This is a genomic window from Curtobacterium sp. B8, from assembly GCF_000333315.1.
Classification (GTDB): domain Bacteria; phylum Actinomycetota; class Actinomycetes; order Actinomycetales; family Microbacteriaceae; genus Curtobacterium; species Curtobacterium luteum.
In genome coordinates this window covers 1-1,104 of the sequence record NZ_BACW01000426.1, presented here as the reverse complement: position 1 = coordinate 1,104, position 1,104 = coordinate 1, and the positions used below count along the sequence as shown (strand labels likewise).

General features: G+C 71.2%; 1 pseudogene. It reads right to left on the bottom strand.

What is annotated here, in order from left to right:
• Positions 1-12: 12 nt before the first annotated feature.
• Positions 13-1,104, bottom strand: a pseudogene (locus I59_RS19800) (VWA domain-containing protein); the annotation flags it as partial.

The window sequence follows — 1,104 nt, the reverse complement described above, 5'->3', positions numbered from 1 at the left end:
TCACCCGCCGGCTCAGAACGACCAGTCGTCGCGCCCGGAGCCCCCGAAGAGGCTTCCACCGAACGCGCCACCGCCTCGGCGCGAACCGAGGTAGGAGCCGACCACGGCCACGCCGAGGTCGTCGTTCTCCGGTGCCACGACCGTGCCGTCGACGCACTTCGCCATCGCATCGATGAACCGCGCCAGTCCCGGGTCGTCTCCGAGACGGAAGAACGTGGTCTGCGCGCCCAGTCGACCGGCGTTCTCGAGCTCCCGGACGGACAGCGCGATCGTGATCGGGTCGGGCGGGTAGTTGAACCAGACCTGCCCGTTCGGCTCGAGGTGCGAGGTCGGCTCGCCGTCCGTGACGATGAGCAGCACCGGTTGCGCTGTCGGGTGCTTCCGGAAGTGCCGGTTCGCGAGCAGGAGCGCGTGGTGCAGGTTCGTGCCCTTGTCCCACATCGCGTCGAGTCCGACGAGGTGTTCGATGTCCATGACCTCGGCCTCGCGGCCGAACGCGATCATCTGCAGGTCATCGCCGCGGAACCGGGTCGACACGAGGGTGTGCAGGGCGAGGGCGGTGCGCTTCATCGGGACCCAGCGGTCCTCCATCGCCATGGAGAACGAGGTGTCGACGAGGAGCGCCACGCAGGCCTGCGTCCGGGCCTCGGTCTCCTGCACCTCGACGTCGTCGATCGTGAGCCGGACGCCGGGGCCGGTCCGACCCTCGGCCGCGGTGCGGGTGAGGGCGTTCGTGATCGACCGGGTGACGTCCCACGGCTCGGTGTCGCCGTACTCCCACGCCCGGGTCGCACCGGACGGCTCGCCCGAGGCGCCGGACCGACGGAGGTCGCGCGCGCCCTGACGGCCGGACATCCGCTCGGCGACGTCCTTGAGCAGGCTCTTCCCGAGCTGTCGCATCGCCTTCGGGGTGAGCTGGAGCTGCCCGTCCGATCCGCGGCGGACGGTGCCCCGAGTCCGGAGCGCCTTCTCGAGCTGCTGCAGGGTCCGGGCGTCCACCGCGGCCTCGTCACCGAGCTGCCCGGACAGCGCGTCGAGGTCGAGGTCGTCGAGGTCGAAACCGGTCCGGTCTGGGCGAGCTGCTCCGCCAGGGCGTCGAGGTCG